General features: G+C 61.7%; 25 protein-coding genes. 9 read left to right on the top strand and 16 right to left on the bottom strand.

Annotated elements, in window-relative coordinates; all coding sequences use genetic code 11:
- Positions 1–14: 14 nt before the first annotated feature.
- From IM737_RS14720 to IM737_RS14695, 6 genes are all read left to right on the top strand, one after another.
- On the top strand, positions 15–1,697 hold the full coding sequence (locus IM737_RS14720; RefSeq protein ID WP_236894935.1) for an ABC transporter substrate-binding protein: 1,683 nt from the start codon (positions 15–17) through the stop codon (positions 1,695–1,697).
- Positions 1,698–1,855: 158 nt separating this feature from the next.
- Positions 1,856–2,827 carry an ABC transporter permease gene (locus tag IM737_RS14715; RefSeq protein WP_236894933.1) on the top strand — a complete coding sequence of 324 codons (972 nt, stop codon included), beginning with the start codon at positions 1,856–1,858 and terminating at the stop codon, positions 2,825–2,827.
- Between the two features lie 11 nt (positions 2,828–2,838).
- Complete coding sequence (locus tag IM737_RS14710) at positions 2,839–3,873, top strand: ABC transporter permease (protein WP_442874136.1); 1,035 nt, start codon at positions 2,839–2,841, stop codon at positions 3,871–3,873.
- Entirely contained in the window at positions 3,863–4,834 is a 972-nt protein-coding gene (locus tag IM737_RS14705; RefSeq protein WP_236894931.1) for an ABC transporter ATP-binding protein, read from the top strand. The genes IM737_RS14710 and IM737_RS14705 overlap by 11 nt, the downstream gene beginning before the upstream one ends.
- Entirely contained in the window at positions 4,816–5,826 is a 1,011-nt protein-coding gene (locus IM737_RS14700) for an ABC transporter ATP-binding protein (protein ID WP_236894929.1), read from the top strand. Before IM737_RS14705 ends, IM737_RS14700 begins: the two co-directional genes overlap by 19 nt.
- A 9-nt stretch (positions 5,827–5,835) precedes the next feature.
- Positions 5,836–6,309 (top strand): GNAT family N-acetyltransferase, encoded by a 474-nt coding sequence (locus tag IM737_RS14695; protein ID WP_236894927.1) that lies wholly within the window; start codon positions 5,836–5,838, stop codon positions 6,307–6,309.
- Here IM737_RS14695 and IM737_RS14690 read toward each other — a convergent pair.
- The gene (locus IM737_RS14690; protein WP_236894925.1) at positions 6,306–6,914 is read right to left on the bottom strand and encodes a hypothetical protein; all 609 of its coding nucleotides are present in this window, start codon (positions 6,912–6,914) and stop codon (positions 6,306–6,308) included. The genes IM737_RS14695 and IM737_RS14690 overlap by 4 nt on opposite strands.
- A gap of 73 nt (positions 6,915–6,987) precedes the next feature.
- On the opposite strand from IM737_RS14690, the gene IM737_RS14685 reads away from it, so the two are divergent.
- Complete coding sequence (locus tag IM737_RS14685; protein ID WP_236894924.1) at positions 6,988–7,581, top strand: hypothetical protein; 594 nt, start codon at positions 6,988–6,990, stop codon at positions 7,579–7,581.
- 71 nt (positions 7,582–7,652) lie between these two features.
- On the opposite strand, the gene IM737_RS14680 is transcribed toward IM737_RS14685, so the two are convergent.
- The 11 genes from IM737_RS14680 to IM737_RS14625 all read right to left on the bottom strand — a co-directional run bounded on the left by IM737_RS14680 (position 7,653) and on the right by IM737_RS14625 (position 14,831).
- Entirely contained in the window at positions 7,653–8,288 is a 636-nt protein-coding gene (locus IM737_RS14680) for a peroxiredoxin (RefSeq protein WP_236894921.1), read from the bottom strand.
- Between the two features lie 158 nt (positions 8,289–8,446).
- The gene (locus IM737_RS14675) at positions 8,447–8,653 is read right to left on the bottom strand and encodes a hypothetical protein (protein ID WP_236894919.1); all 207 of its coding nucleotides are present in this window, start codon (positions 8,651–8,653) and stop codon (positions 8,447–8,449) included.
- 96 nt (positions 8,654–8,749) lie between these two features.
- Positions 8,750–9,247: a CreA family protein gene (locus IM737_RS14670; protein WP_236894918.1), complete on the bottom strand. Its 498-nt coding sequence runs from the start codon at positions 9,245–9,247 to the stop codon at positions 8,750–8,752.
- Positions 9,248–9,305: 58 nt separating this feature from the next.
- Entirely contained in the window at positions 9,306–10,106 is an 801-nt protein-coding gene (locus IM737_RS14665; RefSeq protein ID WP_236894909.1) for an amino acid ABC transporter permease, read from the bottom strand.
- A gap of 224 nt (positions 10,107–10,330) precedes the next feature.
- Entirely contained in the window at positions 10,331–11,131 is an 801-nt protein-coding gene (locus IM737_RS14660) for a transporter substrate-binding domain-containing protein (RefSeq protein ID WP_236894906.1), read from the bottom strand.
- 71 nt (positions 11,132–11,202) lie between these two features.
- Entirely contained in the window at positions 11,203–11,571 is a 369-nt protein-coding gene (locus tag IM737_RS21070; protein ID WP_442874135.1) for a YegP family protein, read from the bottom strand.
- 92 nt (positions 11,572–11,663) lie between these two features.
- A complete protein-coding gene (locus IM737_RS14645) occupies positions 11,664–11,969 on the bottom strand; it encodes a SelT/SelW/SelH family protein (RefSeq protein WP_442874207.1) in 306 nt (101 codons plus the stop codon).
- On the bottom strand, positions 11,969–12,430 hold the full coding sequence (locus IM737_RS14640; RefSeq protein ID WP_236894902.1) for a Crp/Fnr family transcriptional regulator: 462 nt from the start codon (positions 12,428–12,430) through the stop codon (positions 11,969–11,971). Before IM737_RS14640 ends, IM737_RS14645 begins: the two co-directional genes overlap by 1 nt.
- Positions 12,431–12,483: 53 nt before the next feature.
- A complete protein-coding gene (locus IM737_RS14635) occupies positions 12,484–12,948 on the bottom strand; it encodes a glutathione peroxidase (protein ID WP_236894900.1) in 465 nt (154 codons plus the stop codon).
- 33 nt (positions 12,949–12,981) lie between these two features.
- The gene (locus tag IM737_RS14630; protein ID WP_236894898.1) at positions 12,982–13,632 is read right to left on the bottom strand and encodes a hypothetical protein; all 651 of its coding nucleotides are present in this window, start codon (positions 13,630–13,632) and stop codon (positions 12,982–12,984) included.
- Positions 13,633–14,213: 581 nt separating this feature from the next.
- On the bottom strand, positions 14,214–14,831 hold the full coding sequence (locus IM737_RS14625; RefSeq protein WP_236894896.1) for a hypothetical protein: 618 nt from the start codon (positions 14,829–14,831) through the stop codon (positions 14,214–14,216).
- Between the two features lie 133 nt (positions 14,832–14,964).
- On the opposite strand from IM737_RS14625, the gene IM737_RS14620 reads away from it, so the two are divergent.
- Positions 14,965–18,486 (top strand): NACHT domain-containing protein, encoded by a 3,522-nt coding sequence (locus tag IM737_RS14620; RefSeq protein ID WP_236894894.1) that lies wholly within the window; start codon positions 14,965–14,967, stop codon positions 18,484–18,486.
- 36 nt (positions 18,487–18,522) lie between these two features.
- Here the strand turns inward: IM737_RS14620 and lepA are convergent, their stop codons facing one another.
- Positions 18,523–20,379, bottom strand: a complete 1,857-nt coding sequence (gene lepA / locus IM737_RS14615; protein WP_442874134.1) for a translation elongation factor 4 — start codon at positions 20,377–20,379, stop codon at positions 18,523–18,525.
- A gap of 57 nt (positions 20,380–20,436) precedes the next feature.
- Here lepA and IM737_RS14610 point away from each other — a divergent pair, with 57 nt between their 5' ends.
- The gene (locus IM737_RS14610) at positions 20,437–21,327 is read left to right on the top strand and encodes an extensin-like domain-containing protein (protein ID WP_236894884.1); all 891 of its coding nucleotides are present in this window, start codon (positions 20,437–20,439) and stop codon (positions 21,325–21,327) included.
- A gap of 34 nt (positions 21,328–21,361) precedes the next feature.
- On the opposite strand, the gene cml is transcribed toward IM737_RS14610, so the two are convergent.
- The 3 genes from cml to IM737_RS20965 all read right to left on the bottom strand — a co-directional run bounded on the left by cml (position 21,362) and on the right by IM737_RS20965 (position 23,489).
- The gene (gene cml / locus IM737_RS14605) at positions 21,362–22,543 is read right to left on the bottom strand and encodes a CmlA/FloR family chloramphenicol efflux MFS transporter (protein ID WP_236894882.1); all 1,182 of its coding nucleotides are present in this window, start codon (positions 22,541–22,543) and stop codon (positions 21,362–21,364) included.
- Between the two features lie 204 nt (positions 22,544–22,747).
- Complete coding sequence (locus IM737_RS14600; RefSeq protein ID WP_236894880.1) at positions 22,748–23,278, bottom strand: hypothetical protein; 531 nt, start codon at positions 23,276–23,278, stop codon at positions 22,748–22,750.
- 79 nt (positions 23,279–23,357) lie between these two features.
- On the bottom strand, positions 23,358–23,489 hold the full coding sequence (locus tag IM737_RS20965; RefSeq protein ID WP_272906532.1) for a hypothetical protein: 132 nt from the start codon (positions 23,487–23,489) through the stop codon (positions 23,358–23,360).
- Positions 23,490–23,508 lie beyond the last annotated feature (19 nt).

Here is a 23,508-nt window from a genome sequence, read left to right as displayed (position 1 = left end):
AGGAGGATAATGTCTTGCAGAAAATCTGTTTGTTGACGGCGCTAACGGGGGTCATGCTGACCACAAGCGCGATCGTGCCGGCCTTCGGCCAGGATGAAGTGATCCTGCGCCTGATCCCCTACCATACCGATGCGATGGTGGAGAATTTCAACCCGAACAACCCCACCGGCCCGCAACAGCGGACGCGCGATTTCACCTATGAGCCGCTGTGGATCGAGAACCTGTGGCATCCCGACCAGGACGTGCCCGGGCTGGCCATGTCCTACGAGGTGGCCGCGGACAATCTGAGCGTCACCTGGAAGCTGCGCCCCGACACCAAATGGAGCGACGGCGAGGCGTTCAACGCCGACGATGTGGTGTTCAGCTTTGACTATGCCAAGGCGCATCCGGACTATCCGATGGGCATCGACGTCTATAGCGAAGAGACCGGCACCGGCAACGTGGTCAGTGTCGAGAAGATCGACGACCTGACCGTCAAGTTCAACCTGCACGAGGCCGACTCGCTGGCGCGCTATGGCCTGGGTGGCATCTATCCGCTGCCCGAGCATATCTGGAGCAGCATCGACGACCCCAAGAACTTCGCCAATACCAAGCCGGTGGCAACGGGTCCCTGGACCGAAGTGCGCAACTTCTCGCGTTCGGGCTACGAGGTCTGCCGCAACGAGCTCAGCCACTACAATGCCGACAACAAGATCGACTGCCTGAGCTTCCCGCAGATGAACGGCAACGAGCAGACCGTGGCAGCTTTGTCGGCCGGCGATGTCGACTGGCTCGGCGACGGGTTGACCGACCCTGACGTCACCTTCCTGCCGCAGAGCGAGTTCAACAATTACTGGCTGCCCGCCGGCTCGGACGTGAACCTGCAGCTCAACACGACCAAGGCGCCGTTCGACAATCTCGAATTCCGCAAGGCTATGTCGGTCGCCATCGACCGCGATACGCTGGTGGATATCTCGACCTTCGGCCTGACGACGCATACCCGCTTCCCGATCGGCACCGGCGAGATGTTCAACACCTGGTACGACGAGGCGGCGCTTGAGCCCTATGCCTGGCTAATGGCGTATGATCCGGACAAAGCAATCGAGATGCTTGATGCGGCCGGGTTCGTCGATGCCGATGGCGACGGCTGGCGCGATAATCTCGATGGCTCACCCATCGCCTTCGGCATTTCCATGCCTTCGGGCTGGACCGATTGGGTCAATACCGGTCAGACGGTGGCGGAAAACCTGCAGGATGTCGGCATCAATGCCAGCCTCAAGACCATGGATGAAGGCGCCTGGTTCGACGGCGTGCCGCAGGGCAATTTCGACGTCTATGTGATGTGGACCAATGGCGGTGCGACGCCGTTCAGCCAGTATCACCCGATGTTCAATCCGCGCCTGATGGTGCCCGGCCAGATCGACTTCCAGGCCATGCACCAGATGCCGATCCCCGAAATCGAGGAAGCGCTGACGGCGTTCAAGAGCACGTCGGATCGCGACGCGCAGCTCGCCGATATCGCGGTGGTGCACAAGCTGGTGGCCGAGAACGTGCCGGTGATTTCTCTGTTCGCCAATCCGACCTGGTACGAATACTCGACCGAGCACTTTACCGGCTGGGTGACGGAGGAAGACCCGCGCTATCGCCCGCAACTGCATGACGGCACCCGCGAACGCGTACTGCACGCACTGAGCCTGGTGCCGGTGGCCGCTCCGTAGTCGGCGCCTCCCCTTCGAGGGGGAGGTTGGGAGGGGGTGGCGAGAGCCCCGGTATCAGTGCCACCCACCTCCCTGACCCTCCCCACAGAGGGGGAGGGTGTCGACTGAGAATGCTGTTAACGAGCACCCAAACGACGTTCGTTGAGGACCGAGTTGAGATGATCTTCCTGCTGAGGCGACTGGCCTTTTACATCGGTGCCTTCTTCCTGGCGGTCACCTTCAATTTCTTCATTCCGCGGCTGATGCCCGGCGATCCTTCGGCGCGCATCATCGCCTCGTTCCAGGGGCGCCTGAATGAGGCGCAGGTCGATGCGATCCGCAAGTCCTATGGGCTGACGGGTTCGCTGTGGGAGCAATACATCACCTATTTCGGCAGCGTGCTGCGGCTCGATTTCGGCATTTCGACGGTGCAGTTTCCCGAGCCGACGGCGTCGCTGCTGTTCTATGGCGCAACCTGGACGCTGGTGCTGGTGGGGCTGGCGATCTTTTTCGCCTTCACCATCGGCAGCCTGATGGGCATCCATGCCGCCTGGCATCGCGGGGGATTTTTCGACAGCTTCTTCACGCCCATCAACGTGATGCTCAACGCCTTCACGCCGGCCATCGTGGCGCTGCTGCTGTTCTATGCGTTCTCGCTGCAACTGCAGTGGTTCCCGCTGGGGCGGGCGCATAGCACGTCGATCGTGCCGTCCTTCAGCTTCGAATTCATCGGCAACGTACTCTATCACGCGACCCTGCCGGTGCTGTCGATCTTCCTTGTCAGCTTCGGCGGCTGGCATCTGGGGATGCGCAATGTGATGATCAACCTGTTGAACGAGGATTTCGTCATCCTCGCCAAGGCCAAGGGATTGAGCGACCGGCGCGTGCGCTATCGCTATGTGGCCCGCAACGCCATCCTGCCGCAGATCACCGCACTGGCACTGTCGATCGGGTTCCTCCTCGGCGGGGCGCTGGTGACCGAGCAGGTGTTCAATTACCCGGGGCTGGGCAAGTTCACCTTCACCGCCATCGGCTCGCGCGATTATTCGTTTATCCAGGGGCAGTTGCTGCTGCTCACCGCCTCGGTGCTGGTGGCGAACCTGCTGTCCGATATTGCCAACGTCATCCTCGATCCACGCCTGCGAAGCTGAGGAGAGCACCCATGGCCGATCTCACCGAATCCATGCCGCTGGGCGCATCCCACCCCGTCCCCACGGCGACCGACAATCCGGCGCCAAGCCAGGATGCGCTGATGGCGGAGCTCGGACTGCGCTCGAAGCCTGGCTGGACCAGCCGGCTCCCACCGGGGCTCGCCTCATTCGTCACCAATGGCAAGGGCATGACCGGCGTCATCATCCTCTTGGTGCTGATCCTCACCGCGGCGTTCGCGCCCCTTCTCACCGACTACAACCCCAACCGCCGCGCCGGCAAGCCGCATGTGCAGCCCGGCTATGAGCACGTTTTGGGCACAACCCGCATGGGCAAGGACGTGTTCACGCAGCTGGTCTATGGCGGCCGCGTCAGCTTGAGTGTCGGCATCGGCGCGGGGCTGGCCGCGGCGATGATCGGCCTGGCGCTCGGCATTTCGGCGGGATATTTTGGCGGACGGGTCGACGATATCATCACCTTCTTCGTCAACGTGGTGCTGGTGTTACCGGGGTTACCCCTGATCATTGTGATCGCGACGATGGTAGAAACGGCGGGGCCGCTGGTGATCGGGCTGGTGCTGGCCCTGACCGGCTGGGGCTGGGCGGCGCGGACAATCAGAACCCAGACCATGGCGCTGCGGGCGCGGGAATTCGTGCTCGCCGCGGAGCTGATGGGCGAGAAAAAGTGGCGCATCATCCTGGTCGAGATCTTTCCCAACATGCTGAGCTTCGTCATGGGCGGGCTGGTACTGGGCACGATCGCAGCGATCCTGGCGGAGGCGGCGCTGGAATTCATCGGGCTGGGTGACCCCAATTCGGTGACCTGGGGCACCATGCTGTTCTGGGCGCAGAAGAATTCGGCCTTGCAGAGCAATGCCTGGTGGGAGGTGTGGCCACCATGCCTGGCCATCATGCTGACCGGCGCCGCTTTGGTGATGATCAACTTCGCGGTTGACGAAATCACCAATCCGCAGCTCAGGGCGTCGCGCAAGATCGGCAAGATCAAGCGCTTCCTCAGCCGTCGCGGGAGGAGCGCCGATGTCTTCTGATCGAGTGCTGATGGAGGTGCGCAATCTCACCGTCGATTATGTGGGTGACAATTCTATCGCCCGCGCCGTCAACGGTATCGACTTCGATATCCGCGAGGGCGAGGCCTTTGGCCTGGCCGGGGAAAGCGGCTGTGGCAAGTCCACCGTGGCGTTTGCGCTGGCGCGGCTGACGCGGTTGCCGGGCCTGGTGTCGGGTGGCTCCGTCCGTTTCAAGGGCGAGGAGGTGTTGAGCTTCACCAAGGCGCGGCTCAAGGCCTACCGCTGGAACGAGGTCAGCTTCGTGTTTCAGAGCGCCATGAATGCGCTCAATCCAGTGATCCCGGTCTCAGAGCAGATCATGGATGTGATCGAGACGCACAATCCGGAGCTGGGCGAGAAGGGTGCGCGGGCGCGGGCGGTGGAGATGTTCGAGCTGGTCGGCATCCCGCCACAGCGGCTCGACGATTTCCCGCACCAGTTTTCGGGTGGCATGCGGCAGCGCATCTGCATCGCCATCGCGCTGGCTCTCAATCCGCGGCTGATCATCATGGACGAGCCAACAACGGCGCTCGACGTGGTGGTGCAGCGCGACATCATCGAGCAGATCGTCGAGCTGAAATCGCGGCTGGGGTTTTCGGTGCTGTTCATTACCCACGACCTGGGGCTGATGATCGAATTCTGCGACCGCATCGGGGTGATGTATTCGGGCGAGCTGGTGGAGGTGGCGCCAGCAACGTCGATCCTGACCAACCCGCAGCATCCCTATACCAGGGCTCTGGGCAACAGCTTCCCGCCCCTGACCGGGCCACGGCAACGGCTCGAAGGCATTGCCGGATCGCCGCCGGACCTGCGGGCCTTGCCGCAAGGCTGTCGGTTCTCGCCGCGCTGCCCACATGCCATGGCGGTGTGCGCCGAGACGGCGCCGGAGCTGCGGTTTTACCCCGAGCATGAGAGCGAGGCGGCATGTCACTTGTTGAACTAGAGCGCGCGGGCGCAGGCGCCACGAGCGGTCAGACCGTTGTCGAGATGGATTCCGTCGACAAGGACTTCGTGCTGGGCGGCACCTTTTTCAACCGGACCGTGTTGCGGGCGCTGTCCGGGGTTTCGCTGAAACTGGTCAGCGGCCGGGCGCTGGCGCTGGTGGGGGAATCCGGGTCGGGCAAATCCACCTGTGCCCGCATGCTGGCGCGGGTGTATCAGCCGACACGTGGGACCATCACCTTCGAGGGCGAGGACGTCACCAAGTTTTCCGGAAAGCGGCTGGCGCAGTATCGGGCCGATGTGCAGATGGTGTTCCAGGACCCGTTCGGCTCGCTGAACCCGACGCAAACCATCGGCTATCACATGGAGCGGCCGCTGCGGCTGCACCGCCCGGAGCTATCAGGCAAGGCGGTGCGGGAAGAGATGCTGGCGCTGCTGGACCGGGTCGGTCTTCGCCCAGCCGCCGACTATCTCAAGCGCCGGCCACACGAGCTATCGGGCGGGCAGCGGCAGCGCGTGGCGATTGCCCGAGCGCTTTCAGTGCAGCCAGTGGTGCTGCTGGCGGACGAGCCGACATCCATGCTCGATGTGTCGGTGCGGCTGGGCATTCTGAACCTGCTCGAAGACATGAAAGTGCAGCGGCAACTGGCGGCGCTCTACATCACCCATGACATCGCCACAGCGCGCTATTTCGCTGAGGATACGGCGGTGCTCTATGCCGGGCATCTGGTGGAACAGGGGCCGAGCGAGGAGATCACCGAGCGGCCGACCCATCCCTACACGCAGCTGCTGATCGAGGCCGTGCCCAATCCGGCGCGCAAGATCGCGACAACGCAGACGCGGCGCGCAGTGGATATTCCGCTCTGGACGGCACAGAGCCGGGGTTGCCCATTCGTGTCGCGCTGTCCGCGGGTGACTGCGGTGTGCAAGGAGGTCATGCCGGCGCCGGTGGCGGTCGGGCCGACGCATAGCGTGCGCTGCCACCACATCTAGGAGATCGCTGTGACCGACCTGCTGGTCAGACTTTACGACCTGCCCGTGTTTGAAGCCGAGGCCCGAGTGGCTGCGGCTGGCATCGTGCTGCGCCGTGCCATGGCGCCGGAAGGGCATGTGGTGCTTGACTGGGTCGACAAGCATTTCAATCGCCACTGGGTGAGCGAAGTCTCCAAGGGGCTGGCCCAGGCGCCGGTCACGGTGTGGATCGCGGTTAGGGACGGCAGGTTGTTGGGCTTTGCGTGTCACGATACGACGGCCAAGGGATTTTTCGGGCCGACCGGTGTGGACGAAGGCGAGCGTGGACAGGGGATCGGCGAGGCACTGCTGATCGCCACGCTCAAGGGCATGCGCGAGGCCGGTTACGGTTATGCTGTCATCGGCGATCCGGGACCGGTGGCGTTCTATAGCAAGCGGCTCGATACGCTGGAGATTCCAGGCTCCGAGCCGGGCGTCTACGCCGGCATGCTGCGCGGCGACTAGCCCGGCGCACTGGGATAGATCACGGTGATGCCAACGACCCGGGCGCCGAGAGCGCGATAGGTCGGGTGGTCCGAGGGGTAGAGGCCTTCGGATTCCAGCGGATCGGAGAGATCGAGCGGCACGCCCAGATGCGGAAAACCGAACTGCACGTCGACAGTGCAGGTGGCCGTGGACAGGACGAGCTTGCCATCGCCCCAGTCCATGACCCGGCCGCGATCCATGTCGTTAAAGCCGCCCAGGTTGAACGTGGCGCCGTTGATGGCCGCGACGTCGTCCACACTCATCCCGACTTGCAGGCCATCGACCGTCCACGCTGACCCCTCGGGGATGAGGATCAGGCGGGGTTGGGAGCGGTCGGTGTCATCCTGCCAGATAATGCTCAGGCGCTTGGCGGGATCGGCGGCGAAGAGCGTGGTGGCGGACGGAATGGTGCCCTCGTCGCCCCAGATCTCGCCGAAGCTGACAGTGTCGGCGCCGAAGGTTTCGGCCAGCCGGCTTTCGCTGGCGTCAGCTGCGAAGGTGCCATCGCAGGCGAAATCGAGAGTATCCTGCGCGTGCGCTTGACTGGCGATGAACAGGAGAAGGGCGGCAATGTTCAGACGCATGGTGCTACTCGGCGCGGATCATCCGGGCGCAGCCTAATCTGCCGTCGCCGGGCGCACTAGAAGGAACGCTAGCATGTCTCTCCGTTTTCTGGCTCTGGCCGCCGTGCTGGCGACATCTTCGGTCGCTGCCGAGGAGTTCAAATGCAAGGGCGCCTTCGCGGCCGACAGTTCAGCGGCGCGGCTGGCCGAGATCTATGGCGCGGACAATGTCGTGACCGGTCCAACAGACGGGCCGGAAGGCTCGACGATCAACGCCAGCGTGGTCTTCCCTGACGATGTGCACAAGATGATGACCTTCGTCTGGTGGGACGAGGGCGCGGACAGCGACCTCAGCTATGTCGAGCTGCCCGACGCCGCCAGCGTCGCCGGACTCGCAGAAGGCATGAGCGTGGCGGAGGTCGAGGCGCTCAATGGCGCGCCGTTCACGCTGGCCGGCTTCTGGTGGGACTATGGCGGCTATGCCGACTTCACCAGCGGACGGCTGGCTCAGCTGCCTGGCGGGTGCCTGGTTTCGGTCACGTTCTATCCAACCGAATATGCCAATGAAGGCGTCGATGTGCAGGCGATCAGTGGCGAAAAGGCGGTGCCGTCGAGCGAGCCGCTGCTGGTTACCGTTGCGGCCGAGCTACAGGCTATCACCCTGAGCTATCCCCTGCCCCTGCAGTAGGCACGAAAAAGGGCGGTGGAACAACCACCGCCCAAGTCTGTCAGGGAGAAAACGGATGCGGGCTGGAGGTGCTACCCGCGGGGCTGAGGAACAATGCGCAGGTAGGGCTTGGGTTCCTTCCAGCCGCCGGGAAACTTTTCCTTGGCGGCTTCGGCTGAGACGGACGAGGCGATGATGACGTCTTCGCCATTCTTCCAGTTCACCGGGGTCGCGACCGAATACTTGGCCGTCAGCTGCAGGCTGTCGATGACGCGGATGACCTCGTCGAAGTTGCGGCCGGTGGAGGCCGGATATTCGATCTTGAGCTTGACCTTCTTGTCCGGGCCGATGACGAAAACCGAACGCACGGTCAGCGTGTTGTCGGCATTGGGATGGATCATGTCGTAGAGCTTGGCCACTTCACGGTTGGTATCGGCGAGCAGCGGGAAATTGAGGGCCGCGCCCTGGGTTTCCTCGATGTCCTTGGCCCAGGCGCCGTGATCCTCGAGCTTGTCGACCGAAAGACCCAGCACCTTGACGCCGCGCTTCTCGAATTCGGGCTTCAGCTTGGCTGTGTAGCCCAGCTCGGTTGTGCAGATGGGGGTGAAGTTCTTGGGGTGGCTGAACAGAACCGCCCACGAGCCATCGATGTAGTCGTGGAAGTGGATCGGACCTTCGGTCGAATCGAGGGTAAAATCGGGAGCGGTATCGCCAATCAGAATGGACATTGTCTTGTTCCTCGTGGGCCGCAACGGCCCGTATTCGCTAAGATGAGAATATCGTCATCGGGCACGCGCATTGAAGCGGCGTGCGGCGAAATCCTTTTATGTTGTGACGGGTTGCGACGCCATGGCGTTCCACGGTCCGGCCCCGCATGAGAACGCCGCTATCTGAGCAGTGCCAGCAGGCTCGTGGGGCCCTGGGGATGCTGGCCGAGATACGCCACCAGCGGCGGCAGGACGCCAAAGCACACAGACACCAGTGGCGTCGCGTTGAGCAGGCGTGCAATGAGATAAACGATCAGGAAGGCGGCAAAGGCAAACAGCAGCTCAACGGCATTGTCGGCAGCCAGCGCCATCAACTGTCCAACCATGTCCAGTCTCCCTCAAGCCCCTGAGGAAGACTGCGGCGCAGGCCTCTTCATTCCGTAGCGGAACGAATTGGCATTTTGTTAAAGTTTGTTACCGGCCTACTGGGCGGCGGGTGCGCCATTGCTCCAGGTGACCTGCTCGCCATTGAGCGGAATGACCGAGAGGCTCATCTTGCCCGAACCCTGCTGGATCTCGCGGGCATGGGCCAGGTAGATCAGCGAATTGTTGGCCTGGTCATAGACGCGGGTGACGCGCAGCGACTTCCAGATCAACGAACGGCCTTCTTTGAATATCTCCTCGCCGCCGGCCCGAGTCTGGATATCGCCGATGGTGATAGGGCCGGTGACCGAGCAGTCTAGCGCCGAATAGGACGGGTCCTCGAACCAATTGCCCTGGCTCAGCCGATCGATAAACGAGCGGTTGAAATAGGCCAGATGGCAGACGACCCCATCGACTTCTGGGTCGGCCACTGCATCGATAGAAATGTCGTTGCCGGTCCAGTCAACGCCGACATTGCCCACTTCCCGGCTATCGCCGCAGGCGGCAAGCGTGGTGGCTACAACGGCAGTCACGGCAAGGGCAGCGAAGCGGTTCATCGGCGGTTCCTTCAGGTTGCGGACAACAAATGGCCCGCCCCCTGCCCTCGCACAAGGGTCAGCGCTGATTTTCGTGCAGGTAGCGCTCTAGCAGGCGCACCAGCAGCGACAGGGAAATGGTCAGCGTGAGATAGAGCAGGGCCACGACGTTGTAGGTCTCGAAGAACAGAAAGGTGCCCGAGGAATAGACCTTGCCGAGCTGGGTGATATCCTGGACGCCCAGGGCCGAGACCAGCGCGGAATCCTTGATCATCGAGACGAAATCGTTGGCCAGCGGCGGCAGGATGGTGCGCAGCGCCTGCGGGAAGGTGACGAGACGGAAGCATTTCCACCTGGAGAGACCGAGCGAACGAGCCGCTTCGAGCTGGCCGCGCTGCACGGATTCTATTCCCGCCCGGAAGATCTCGGCGATAAAGGCAGAGTAGCAGACCGTGAGCGCCACGATGGCCCGCCAGGCGAAATCGAACTGCCGGATCGTGATGCTGGCGCCGATGGGCTGCAGCGCCCAGTTGATGGCGACGACCATGGCCGGCGCGGCGACAAAGGCGACGTAGAACAGAAAGACCAGCACTGGAATGCCGCGGATGATCTCGACATAAAACGTGGCGATCTCGCACAGGATGCGGTTGCCTGAGGTACGGGCCAGCGCCACCAGCAGACCGATCACGGTGGCGGCGGCAAAGGCGACGGCCGTAACCCAGAGCGTGGTGACCAGACCGCCAGAGACCGCCCGGAATATCTGGGAATAGCCGGCGTCGGTGGCGATACCCCAGAAGCCGAGCACGAACAGCAATGCGACAGCGAGCAGCCACCACGGGACGCGAGACAGGATGGAGGGCGGACGGGGGGTGTAGGTCATGGAGTTCCAAGGTGCATCGGCCGAAGCTGGGTCGCCAGCGCTTCAGTCGACACCCTCCCCCTTGAGGGGAGGGATCAAGGTGGGGGTGAGCCACGCACACCGGACTCGTGGAGAGATACCCCCTCCCGGCTCGATGTACGGACTTAGCAAACGCTAAGTCCTATCTCGCTCTCCCTCCCCTCAAGGGGGAGCGTGGGCCCGGTGGATAAGGCCAGATATGAGGCCTACTGCGCAGCGTTATACTCGTAGAACCACTTCTTCTGGATCGCATCCATGGTGCCGTCGGCCTTGATCTGGGCCAGGGCGGCGTTGACTGGGCCGACGAGGTCGGAGCCCTTGGCGAAGATGAAGCCGAAATCCTCGGTGCCGAGCGGCTCGCCGATGACTTTGAAAGCGCCCGGATTGGCGCCGATGTAACCATTGGCTGAGGTCTGATCCATCAGCACGGTATCGACGTCGCCGGCCTGCAGGGCCGAGACCGAAGCACCGAAGGTGTCGAACAGCTTGATGCGCGGATTGGCTTCGTCGCCGTCGAGCACGTTGTAGACGGCCACGTAGAAATTGGTGGTGCCAGCCTGGGCGCCCACCAGGTTGTTGGCGTCGGCAGCAAACGTCGCTGCGTCGGTGAACCGGGTTTCGTCGGCGCGCACCAGCATCAGTTGCTGGCTGGTGAGGTAGCTGTCGGAGAAATCGATCTGTTCCTTGCGCTCGTCATTGATGGTGATGCCATCCATGCCGACCTCGAACTGGCCATCGCGCACCGCCTGGATCATCACGTCCCAGCTCGACAGCTCCCACTTGACTGACGCGTTGAGGCGCTTGGCGATCTCGTTGAACAGGTCATATTCGAGCCCAATGCCCTCGCCGGTCGCCGGATCGGCGAAGTTCAGCGGCACATAGGCATTTTCGGTGACAGCGATGATCTCGCGGCCGGCCAGATCGGGCAGATCCTGCGCCTGGGCAGCACTGAGGCCGAGCGTAGCGATGGCCGTGGCGGCGGCGAGCAGTTTGGTGATCGATGGCATGAGGTCGTGAGCTCCCGGTCAGGTGTTTGGCCGGGAGACTAGACCAAGCGGTCAACGCTTGTGAATGGGCATTATGCCTCGTCGACCGTCTCGGCCTTGCCCGAGCGTTCCTTGATCGACTTGATGCAGTTCTTGGCGCTGGATTTGGACTTGTAGGTCTCGGACCGCACCATGGGCTCGCCATTGGCGGCGACGAAGCGCACGAAGGTCTGGCCATCCTTGCTGGCCGCAATCTCGAAGCGGTAGCCCTTGCCCTCTTCGCCCTTGGTCAGGTCGACCACCGCGGCGCCGGGCGCGTTCTTCTTGATGGACTCGATGCAGTTGGTGGCGCTGGCCTTGGACTTGTAGTTTTCTGACCAGACCATGGTTTCGGCATTGTAGACGAACTTGGCGATGAACTCGCCATTCTTGGCAGCCGTGATCTTGAAACGATGCGGCATGACGCAGAAGCCCTCCTCAAGGCGCGACCGCGACGCAGCCGCTTGCGCCAGCCAGATTAACGGCACGATTGAAGAAGGGAAGCCCCAATGGTTTAGTCGATGGCAGCGGCCTTGTGGCCGTCGATATGGCCCAGGTCGCGATCCGGATCGATGCGATCGCGCACCATCTGCTTGAGCTGCTTGACATCAGGGAAGCCGCCGTCGCGCTTGCGCTCCCAGATCAGCTCGCCATCGAGGCTGATCTCGAAGATACCACCGGTACCGGGACGGAGGACAACTTCGCCCATTTCGAGGCTGAAGGTGGAGAGCACTTCCTGGGCCATCCAGGCTGAGCGCAGCAGCCAGTTGCACTGGGTACAATAGGTGATGGTCAGCGCCGGCTTGGCCTGATCCACGATCAGGCCTTCTTGCGCTTCTTGACGTCGGAGGGATCGACCAGCGTGGCCAGGATCTGGTCGACCAGGTCGAGATCCTGCCGCTTGCCGGCAGCCTGCTGCTGCAGGTCGACGAGGTAGGAGGTGGTGTAGTAGAGCCGCCGCGCCAGCATGGTGGCGATATGCAGCGAGAATTCCGGGCGGGTATCGAGGAAGGTCAGCGCATCGGGGATTTCGTAGGCGGTGACGGCCGACAAAGCCTTGACCGTGGCCGAATGGGGCATGTCGAGCAGCACGGCCATTTCGCCGAAGATGGAGCCGGGCTCGTCGATGTGGGTGACCTGGGTGCGCTCGCGGACCACTTCGGCCTGGCCGTCGATCAGCACCAGGAGCTTGCCCAGCCGCTCGCCTTCGGGGAGCATGACGGCTCCGGCCTTGAAGGTGACCTGCTTGAGCCCCTTGCAGTATTCCAGAATGTCGGCCATTGCGCGTCTCCCGCCCGTGACGGCCTTCTATATCGCGCAATGACCGGGGCGCGCTAGAGGTGCTTTTGGATGGCTGGTACGAGCGCTTCGGGGACCGTATCGGGGGCGAAGCGCTGGACGACATTGCCGTCGCGGGCGATGAGGAACTTGCCGAAATTCCATTCGACATCGCCCGGGAATTTCGCCTTCAGCCAGGTGTAGAGCGGGCTTTCGCCGGGGCCGTTGACGTCGAGCTTGCCGAAGAGCGGGAAGGTCACGCCGTAGTTGATCTGGCAGAACTCGGCGATCTCGTCGGCGCCGCCCGGCTCCTGTCCGGCAAACTGGTTGCACGGGAAGCCCAGGATGACGAAGCCCTCGTCGCCATATTGCTTATAGAGCGTCTCCAGCCCCTCATATTGCGGGGTGAGGCCGCATTTGCTGGCGGTATTGACCACCAGCACCAGCTGACCCTCGTAATCGGCGAGCGACTGGCTCTCCCCGGACAGGCGGGGCAGGGTGAAATCACGCAAGGTGGTCATTATGGCATGGTCCGCAATAAGGGGGATAAAAAGCTAAAGCCTAGTGCAATTGAAACTGTCGCCGCTTTCGCCGGAAAACCAGGCCATTCCATTGGGGCCATTGGGTGACAGGGTGATCCAGTAGTCGCCTTCGAACAGCAGCGTATAGGAGCCGTCGCTGCCTTCCTGGATTTCGAGGATCGGGATGTCTTCGCTGCCATTGTTGTAGGTGGTGGACGAGAAGCTCATATAGGTCACTTCGCAGTCCCAGTCGCCGATGAAGGGATAGCCGATATCGTCATATTCGGGCTCGCTCGGCTGGCCGTAGTAGACGGTGAGGAAGCGCGGATAGACGTCGACGCAGACATAAGGGTAGCCGCGCACTATGTCGCGGGCGAGGCCCGGCTCGATTTCGCCGGCATCGAGCATGGCCGGGATCTTTTCGCGGGCGCTGCTGCTGTCGAAGGTGCTGTCGCCATAGTCTTCGGCATCGGGGGTGCCGAAGCGGTGGAAATTGGCGCGGTCCTGGCGGAGGATGGAGCCGGCATCTGATAGCGCGTAGCCGTCGGAAGCGAATTTGTCATTGTCGGAAATCTGCGCGCAGTAGCTGTCGATGGGCGACTGGGCCATGGCCGGCTGGGCGGCAGCGAAAATGGCGAAGGCCAGCGCACAGGCAAGGCCGAAAAACGAGATGACGCGACGCATTGAGTTCCCCTGATCCCGCTTGGATCGTGTGCCGCTATGCGTAATGCAGATTGGCGGGGGCGGGAAGGGCATGGCTTAACGAAAGGTAAAGGCGTGCGGAGGCGCCGCCTGGGACGCGGTTGTCATGTCGCATGCCCAAGAGGGCAGCGAGAGAGCGGGCCCCGAGGCGGGTTTCGCCTCTTGGATATGTTGTAGTGAGACGAAATCCGCCTCGGGGCGCCGGTTTTTGGAACGTTTCCAGCGGCGAGGAGTCATAGCAACCCACGGCCGGAACGCGAACCTGTGGGTCAGACGAAGACCACACCCAGCTCACCCCGCCACTGTTCGCCTGCAGGCCGCCCGACGGGGTGATGGGCCCATTATGCGCGAGGTTTTGGGGGTGGGGATAAGATGGATAACTGAGCCCCCAGTCGACACCCTCCCCCTTGTGGGGAGGGATCAAGGGAGGGGGTGGGCCCCCAAACCCGATGTCATCCCGGCGCAGGCCGGGATCCATGCGGCGAGCTACCCGTATGCTGGATGTAGGCGGAAAACCACGGACATGGATTCCGGCCTTCGCCGGAATGACATCGGGGGTAGGGTCAGGATCGGTGGAGACCAAGTATTGGCGCTCCGCCGTCCTCGGCCCCACCCGCCCGCGCGGCGGCGAGGCCGGCGGCGAAACCCTCGCGATAGATGCCGCGATTTCTCTGGCTGATGCGGATGGCGAGCTTGTTGCGCAGCTCGTCCATATTGCTCGGCTGGAATTTGAGCGCTGCGGCGGGCGGGTTGAGGCGCAGGATCGGCCGGTAGCCGCGATGGAGCGACCAAATGCGGCAGTCGAAGCGCGCGTCCCAGCTGGTGTGGTGGCTCTCCCAGGTCTCGAGCCCGGCCAGGGCCTGGCCCAGTTGCACGGCGAGCCCGCCGAGGTCGGCGGCAGCGACCGGCAGGCGCTCGTTGCGCTTGCGGGTGAAGGCGGCGCAATCGCTGAGCAGGCCTTCGGCCGCGATGCGCACCGGCTCGGAAACGGGGGCGCCGGGCTTTTTGGCGCCGAGGGCGACGATGTCTTTATGCAGGGCACTCAGGCTCAGCCAGAGCGCCTCGTGGCGTTCGGCCAGGGCAAGCGTGGTGTGGCCCGGGCTGGGATCGGGCGCAGCTTGCGGCGCAAGCTGGTCCTGAGGGCCGGGCCCGAAGGACGGCTGGGTGGTGTGTGGGGACATGAAAACTCCTCTCTTGGCACGATGCCGGAGAGGAGAGGGTAAGGCGGGGTGGAGGGGCGGGGATTACTTAACATCCTGACTTGAGTGTCGCAGTCAATTAGGATGATCTGCCCGGCAAAGGAGAATGCGTTTCATGCCGGAAGCAGGTGGGCCAACTACTCAATCCGGAATTAGGTATCAGAATAGTCTGGCGGCATTGTATCTGGGCCGCATGCTAGACCTGAGGACAATTCCGGGCGAAGCAAAGATTGCTTCTATTCGTGTCGAAGCTCCCGACCCGGTGGATGATATCGTAGTGGAGTACGCCGACGGAACTCGGCTCCACATTCAAGCAAAGGAAGCCTTGGCCACATCCGGCGAAGTGTGGAGATCATTGTGGCAGTCCGTTCTGAAGCAACGAGCAGCAAGTCGAACGGCTCGTTGTAGCATTATCGTCGGTACCTACAGCGCGGAGTTGGATGCCCTTAGGGAGGCCTGTGCTAGATCGCGTGGTAAGAATGACGGGGTGGAGTGGGTCGAGGCGCTCTCTCAGGTCCAGCTTGCAATAATCGGCAAGGTTTCGGACGCCTTGGGTTGCAACCTCGCCGAATGCTGGCCGACGCTAAACAGCGTCGCGATTGAGTTCGAAACTACTCGCAACATCGAAACTATTGGAGTTCGCGACTGGGTGCCCGAATCGTCCGTCGGAAAGTTACAACTCCTTTCGTTACTACGTGACGAGAGCGCCCTCGCCGCACGAGGGCGCGCAACATTTACCGCCTTCCAACTTCTTGAGGTGTTGCGAAGCAAATATGACGTACGAATCTATGGTTCAACTAGCGACGGTCTGGAACATTACTTAGGCGCGCTTGCCACGCAGGTGCGTGAGCTATCCGTTCCGGGGGCAGACCTGCAAGGGCCGGAAGTTGATCTTTTTGTTTGGCCTGAGGTCAGTAACTTCAAGTCGGACGAGAGTGATTTCGAACAAGAAGACCACCGGTTCCGGCACTACGACATATCGGCAGGCTCCGAGGCGGCAGATATTAGCCGCTTTCCAGCGCTGAATAATGGACGGATAATATTGGAAGCGGGCGCAGGTTTTGGAAAAACGACCATTCTTCGCGCGCTGTGCACTCGGATAATCGCAGAAACACCTTACGTTCCTATTTTCACTACGGCCGACGAATTGCAATCATGGCCAACCCTAGAAGAATACGGTCTAGGCGCTGTGAACAAACAGTATGGAGTCACAATCGACTGGGCGGCGGTGATAAATTCCGAGCGGGCAGTTCTGTTTCTGGATGGGTTGGATGAGGTTGATGATGTTGCCCGTATCCGAGTCATGGATTTAGTTTCGCGAGTTTCCGGCCGGCATGCGTCGCTGCCCATAATATTGGCGGCTAGAAATAGTTCTTTGATTGCGATACCGCATGGCTTTACGCGTCTTTCTGTTCTCCGTTTCTCGGACGAAAAAGTCAAGGAAGGTCTCCGGAATTACCTGCAAAAGAGAAACATTGAAAACAGCGACAAACTTCAATCATCTATTTTCAAGAATCCCGATCTCCGGAGTATCTGTCGGATACCTTTGTTTCTCGCGATGCTGGTTGGTACGCTCCCAAAGTCTGGCGTACTTCCAAGGAGCCGGTCGGAGCTAATCGAGCGATATCTTGGAAATCTACTGGCGCCACAAAGGCACAAGAGGACCAAGCCACCCGGCCTTTCAGTGACCATTCTAAGGCGAGCGGCCGAGTCGATGGCAATGCTGGCCCTTCGGCGCTCGGAGCTGTCGATCGACGAAAATGTCGTGCGAAGCAACGCGGCTGGCGCTGTGGGGGCCGAGGGAGATATCGGCATCGACGAATTACTGCGATGCGGCCTCGTTAAGAGGAGAGGATCGCGCATTCACTTCGACATTGCCACTGTGGCTGAGTATTTGGCAGGTTGCGCGCTCGCATCGCAGAGTCTTGATGGTGCGGGTGAATGGTTTAGGAAGGCCGCAAGGCGGCCCTGGGCTCAGGCGCTACAGTTTGCCCTTGAACGAATTGATTCTGTTGAAGATTTGGTGGAGAGGCAACTCGATGAGCCGGATGATTATTTTCGAACAACACTCAGGATAGTTGGTCGAGTTATAGCGAACGGCGCTCAAGTGAACTTTGAGCTGCGCGAAAAGGTGGCGTGCAAGCTCGCTGCCTCATGGGGCGCTGGAACGTACTCGGTGCGGCAAGCCATTGGTCGAGTCATTGCGGACGGGTTCGCTCGCCCGCCAAATGACGCCATACGAGAGGCGATGTGCCAACCTAGAGGGTTCTTAGAAGAGCGACCCGAAGTATTGCGGATTGCTGCAGATGGGGAGTTGACGGTCAAGTGTTTGAGCGTGCTGCTTAGCGGACCCGACATAAGGGAATTGTGGCACGAAGGATGGAGTGAGGCTATACGCAACGCTGGCTCGCCTGCGGCCGATTTGCTGTTGAGCCGCGCCTTGTCAGAGTCGGACAACTCCCTAGAAGCAAGCGTGCTAGCCAAGCTCCTTCGATCTCTAGAAGACATGCCTAGTTTGCCTTGGGACGAGATATTAGGTGACGAAAGGTATCCCCTGCCGGTCCGCGCGGCGGCGGTAATCTGTTTGTCAAAGCAGGAAGAGAAGAACGGCCGCAAAATCATCCTAGAGGCGATGAGCGCCTCAAGATTCGGCTTTGGCACCGACTTCTCAAATGATTTGCTTGCCGCATCCTGGTGGCAAGAAGAATTTGCCGCCGCATGCCGGGAACACTCCGAAAGTGAACGCCTATTGTCGTGCTTCCTTGCCACGGCGCGCCCCGGCTCAACTGCCGGTATTCGTCTGCTGGAGGTGATTGCCAACGCATCGAATGACCCTGACGTATCTGCCGAACGAAAGCTGCTGTTCTGCGGAATTCTAATGGGGGCGAAGCAAGCGGACAAGGCGGATGCCATCTCTGGTCTACTTAATGTCGTTGACGGAAAATCGCTAGTTGACAGCATTATTTGGCGGCTGGCGGGAACCGTCTCTAATAGTCTTTTGATTTTGTGGGTAGAAATAGTTAGAGAGAGAGATTTACCGATACAGCAACAGATAGAGATAGTTGAAGATCTCGCTCGGCGAGCTGGACACGTTGCGGTGCACCCCCAAAGAGATTTTTTGCTGAGCGGCCCATTTGTTACCACAAATGCGGACGATCCCCTGTGCGTATCGGTTGTCAGCTGGATTCAAAGTATCTTGGACAACGCAAATCTTCCACCAGACAAGCTACGACCTCTAGTTGCGATGGCAGCAGATATGAACTCAAGTAAGTTCATAAAGTCTGCCGTTCGTCTTTTCGACGAATACCTGCAAGAAACTTCCGCTATCGAAACAGAAGAATGGAATTCTTGGTTTGCTAGTGTACTCTGGTTAATAGAGAAGAATCCATTATACAGAAATACAGACCGATTATGGTCGGTCATGCACAAGTCAAACGGCCTTCCAACTCACAGTGTGATAGCGACTCTTGATCAAATTGAAGGCAGTGCCTTCCTTGAGAAAGCTGTAGCGCTATTCAACAACAGTATAGATAGCTCTCTTCGGGGAGATATCCTGTTTTGGCTAGATGAGGTCTCGCCCCGCAGAGGTCTGACTGTAAGGATAGAGGCCGGAATACTTGTAGTCGCCCAACTTTAACCGGAATATCCGAAGCGATGGTTCGTGGCGTATCGCTCAGTCATCCCCCATCTTCAGCGCCTTGATGAACGCCTCCTGCGGGATGTTCACGCTGCCATACTGGCGCATCTTGGCTTTGCCCTTTTTCTGCTTGTCGAGCAGCTTGCGCTTGCGCGTCGCGTCGCCGCCATAGCACTTGGCGGTCACGTCCTTGCGCATGGCGCGGACGGTTTCGCGGGCGATGATCTTGCCGCCGATGGCGGCCTGGATCGGGATGACGAACAGATGCGGCGGGATCAGCTCCTTGAGCTTTTCGCACATGATGCGGCCGCGGCTTTCGGCGACAGTGCGATGCACCAGCATGGAGAGGGCGTCGACGGGTTCGGCATTGACCAGGATTGTCAGCTTGACCAGGTCGCCGGTGCGGTGATCGGCCAGGGTATAGTCGAAGCTGGCATAGCCCTTGGAAATGCTCTTCAGGCGATCGTAGAAATCGAACACCACTTCATTGAGCGGCAGATCGTATTCCACCATGGCGCGGTTGCCGACATAGCTCAGGTTGCGCTGGATGCCGCGGCGATCCTGGCAGAGCTTGAGGATGGCGCCGAGATATTCGTCGGGGGTGAGGATGGTCGCCTTGATCCAGGGCTCGCGGATTTCCTCGATCTGCATCACATCGGGCAGATCGGCCGGATTGTGCAGCATGATGGTCGTGCCGTCGCGCATGACGACTTCGTAGACCACCGATGGCGCCGTCGCGATCAGATCGAGATCGAACTCGCGGGAGAGGCGCTCCTGGATGATTTCGAGATGCAAGAGGCCCAGGAAGCCGCAGCGGAAGCCGAAGCCGAGGGCGGCTGACGTTTCCATCTCGAAGCTGAAGCTGGCATCGTTGAGGCGCAGCTTGCCCATGGCGGCGCGCAGCTCGTCGAAGTCGGACGCATCGACGGGGAAGAGGCCGCAGAATACCACCGGCTGGGCCGGGCGGAAATCGGGCAAAGCCTGGGCGGTGGGCTTGCGATCATCGGTGATGGTATCGCCGACATTGGTTTCGGCGACTTCCTTGATCGAGGCGGTGAAGACGCCCAGTTCGCCCGGGGTCAGCTCCTTGACCTCGACCAGCTTGGGCGTGTTGACCGCGACCCGATCGAGCTCATAGACGGCGCCCGAGGCCATCATGCGGATGCGCTGGCCCTTCTTCATCACGCCATCGACAATGCGCACCAGCACCACGACGCCCAGATAGGTATCGTACCAGCTATCGACCAGCAGCGCCTTGAGCGGGGCATCGATATCGCCCTTGGGGGCGGGCAGACGGTGGACGATGGCTTCGAGCACGGTGTCGATGCCGAAGCCTGATTTCGCCGAGATTTCGAGGGCTTCGCTGGCGTCGATGCCGATGACGTCCTCGATCTGCTGCTTGACGCGCGGAATGTCGGCGGCGGGCAGATCGACCTTGTTGAGCACGGGGACGATTTCGTGGCCGGCATCGAGGGCGTGATAGACATTGGCCAGCGTCTGCGCCTCGACACCCTGGGAGGCATCGACGACCAGCAGGGAGCCTTCGACGGCAGCCATGGAGCGGGAGACTTCGTAGGCGAAGTCGACGTGGCCGGGCGTGTCGATGAGATTGAGGATATAGGTCTCGCCGTTGAGCGCCTTGTAGGTCAGCCGGACGGTCTGGGCCTTGATGGTGATGCCGCGCTCGCGCTCGATATCCATCGAGTCCAGCACCTGCTCCTTCATCTCGCGGGAATCCAGGCCCCCCGTGGTCTGGATCAGGCGATCGGCCAGGGTGGATTTGCCATGGTCGATATGGGCGACGATGGAAAAATTGCGGATGTGGGAAAGCGGCGTTGTCATGAGGGCGCTGATAGCAGAACGGGGACGGGGCGCAAAGATGGTTTCCGGCATGTTAACGGCGCGAATGCGGTGCCTTTTGCATGGCTCGTGCGTTAGGGGGAGATGAACATGCTCACCCGACTGACCATCGCCCTGCCGCTGCTCCTCGCCACGCCTGCTATGGCGCAGGATATTCTGGGGCCGATCCAGGATTTTGTGGATGAACTGACCGCGCCGCCCGCACAGGCGCCGACGCGACCAGCCCCGCCGGTGGCGCCTGTCGCCGATCCACCGCCAGTGCCAAGGCCACGCCCGCCGAGCCTGCCGGATGTGCCTGTGGTGCAGGCGCCGGAGGCTCCGGCTGTTGAGGCGGAACCTGAGCCGGAGGTTGAGGTTCAGCCTGAGGCTGAGGTCGAGGCCGAGCCGGTGGCTGTGCCCGAGCCTGAGCCGGAGCCGGAGCGGGTGTATCAGGTGGCGTGTCCGGCGGTGATGCAGGGGCTGGTGGAGGCGGAGATGGCGCCACCGCTCAGCGAGGGGATGTGCGGGGAGCAATCGCCGCTGGTGGTGACGGCAGTGCTGGTGCGCGGGCGGATGGTGCCGCTATCGAGCCCGGTGACCACCAATTGCCAGATAGCGAGCGCCATGCCGGGCTGGGCCGAAACGGTGGACGGCTATGCCGGGGCAATGCTGGAGAGCGAATTGGCGTCGATCGATACGGGCACAAGCTATATGTGCCGGCCCGTGGTTGGCGGCGAGGCCGGGCGCACATCCGAGCATGGCTTTGCCAATGCGATTGACGTCACCGGCTTCACGCTGGCGGACGGGCGGAGCATTGCCGTCGAGGCGAACTGGCTGCCGGCGGCGGCGCCCGAGGGTCGCCTGCTGCGGCTGGCGCATGACGCCGCCTGCGGGGATTTCATGACGGTGCTGGGGCCGGAAGCCAATGCCGAGCATGAGGACCACCTGCATCTGGACCTGGGGTGCCACGGGCAGAGCTGTACGGCGCGGATATGTGAGTGATGTCGGGGCGGCAATGCCGCCCCAACCTTAAGGGTCAACGCCGATCAAGCAGGGAAAGCGCCAACAACACGACAATCGCCATGCCGGCGGCATAGGCCACCAGCGGCCAGGCAGTGTCGCCGGGCAGCAGGACGACCATAGCGGTGCCGACAATGCCGACGAACAGGCTCTGCACGCAGAAGTACAAGGCCACCGCCGTCCCTGCCCGATCAGCGAAGGCGGCCAGCGCGCCATTGGCGGTGACGGCACTGGCAAACACGATGCCTATGGCCATAACCCACATCGGCATAATGAAACCGACGAAGGGCGGCACATCGAAGCGATCGCCGAGCGCGGCCAGCACTGCGCCGACCAGCAGGGTCAGCATGCCACGCCGGAGGCTGCCGGGAATGCCCCAGCGGGCAACGAAGCTCCTGGCGAAGCGGGTGGTGATGATCATGGCCAGCGCTGCGGTGGAAAAGGCCAGACTGAACCCCAGTTCGGAGAAGCCCGCGCCATCGATCAGGATACGCGGCGCGGTGGAGAAGAAGACAAAGAACGTCCCCATCGCGGCGCTAAATCCGAGTGTATAGGTCCAGAACGCTGGGCTGCGAAGCATCGGCGTCCAGGAGAGGCGCCGTTCAGTGCCCTCTGGTCGTGTTTCGGGCCAGCGCCAGCCAGCGTTGAATCCAGCGACAACTGCGAGTCCGCCGAGCACAACGAAGATCGTGCGCCAGCCGAGGTTGTCGGCAATGAGCGCACCGGCGATCGGCCCCAAGGCGGGAACAAAGGATAGCATGGCGCCGAGCAAGCTGTAGATTACCGAGCCTTCCGGACGATCGGCATAGACGTCGCGGACCGTGGCGAAGGTCGAAACGAGAACCGCTGCCGCGCCTGCCGCCTGCAGAAAGCGGCAGAGCAGGAAGGGAAATGGAGCCGAAATCATCGCCAGCGCGAACGACGCTGCTGCATAGAGTGCAGCTCCACCCAGCAGCACGGACCGACGGCCAATGCGGTCGGATAGCGGGCCGAAGACGATCTGGCCGACGCCGAGCGTGATCATATAGACGGTAAGCGTCAGCTGCACGAGGTCGGGACTGGTGCCCAACATGGCCGGCATGGACGGGACGATTGGCAGGTAGATATCCATGGCCAGCGAGGCGAGAATATCGAAAGGGGCCATCAGCAGCAAAGCTGCCGGAATGGAATAGGCCCAGACAGGGTTTGGTTTAGGCATGAGAGTGCATCCGCTCAAATGAGATCATCGGGCGGCGTCTGCGCATCAGCCTGGGCTGGGATTTGGGTCGACAGAACGCCGCAACAACAAAGGGAGGTTGTTGCGGCCTAGCGGTCTGACTTGGCGGTATCCATGTCTAGTGCGTCCCAAACGTCTGGTGCGGCCGGGTTCTAGCAAAACCTGTGGCTTAGCGCAATTTAGCTGCTATTGCGCCGACGTTGCCGGTTCGGCGGGAACAGCGGCAGGCGCTGCCGGATCGGCGGGCGTGGCCGGGGTTGCGGGAGTTGCCGTGGGTGCCGGGGCGGCGGGGGTGGCGCCGCCGTTGGGGCTGGCGGCGGCCTGGGCTGAATAGATCGCTGTCACGGCGTCGACGCTGATGCGGTCGGGGCTGCCTTCGGCGCAGTCGGGGGTGGTTTTTTCAACGTCGGCCTTGACCTGGCTATACGCCTTTTCGGCCGTGGCGGGGTCCATGGCGAGACTGGCCTCCAGGCGGGCCTGGTCGGCGGCGATGCCGGCGAGGATGTTGGCTTCGACGGGGACGGCACAAATCTCGATCACCGCCTTGGTGGCGTAGAGGCCGGTCAGCAGATTGGCCTGCTTGGGGGTGTTGTCGATGGTGGCGGTCGGATCGACCACGACCTCGGGCGTTGCCGGCTGGGCGGGGAGAGCGTCCTGCGCGGTGGCGGCACCGAGACCGAGGGCGATGAAGGCAAGCGCGGCAATGGGGCGGATCATCCGGAAACTCCGTGAAACGAGGTTGCCCCCTTCAACGGCCCGAATGTGGCCTGAGCGCGGCGCCGCCCCGAATTCGCCCTCAGGACAGGGGGTGATGCGCCGGCAGGTCGGCCCAATCGCGCAGAGCCATGGTGTCAGGATCGGTGGAAGCGCGCGGCGTGGTCAGGATGGACGAGACAAGGCGGCGCACGATGGTGGATAGCCTAGACATTTTGTGACCTCCTATATGG

The sequence above is a fragment of the Devosia sp. SL43 genome (genome assembly GCF_021729885.1).
Taxonomy (GTDB): domain Bacteria; phylum Pseudomonadota; class Alphaproteobacteria; order Rhizobiales; family Devosiaceae; genus Devosia.
This window is presented reverse-complemented; position numbering and strand designations above follow the sequence as displayed.